1 protein-coding gene is annotated in these 420 nt (G+C 41.9%); it reads right to left on the reverse strand.

The features are described 5' to 3' along the window. Window positions 1-102: 102 nt before the first annotated feature. Window positions 103-420, reverse strand: a 318-nt coding sequence (locus LE190_RS22310) for a tyrosine-type recombinase/integrase (protein WP_225240625.1), incomplete at its 5' end; no start/stop codon positions are given.

Below are 420 nucleotides of genomic sequence, written 5' to 3' on the forward strand. Positions count from 1 at the left end.
TGAATGGCTATGACAACAATATGGATATGTAAAGTCCATTGAAAGGTACATTGATTCACAGAGCATTGCGTTACGGCTTTACATTTGGACTTTACATAATCGTTATTTCTTACCCAGCCCTTTCAGCCAAGTTATCAAGTTACTGTTATCGATCCATTCTCCGGTAACCTGGTTAGGTGTAAGGCATTCCGATGCCTGTTCTATAGCCTCTCTTTTCTGTTTTGAGTCGGCCCTTGCATATATCTCTGTGGTCTGGACCGAGGTATGCCCCAAAAGATCCCTTATCCAAACCAGATTTACACCAGATTGCAACAGGTGGATTGCGCGACTATGCCTTAACTGATGGCAACTGGTAACCTCGGGAATAAGATTAGAATCGTATATACGGGCCATATCTGCATATTTCTTTAAGATATAGGT

This window comes from Massilia hydrophila (genome assembly GCF_020208145.1).
In the GTDB taxonomy this organism is placed as follows: domain Bacteria; phylum Pseudomonadota; class Gammaproteobacteria; order Burkholderiales; family Burkholderiaceae_D; genus Telluria; species Telluria hydrophila.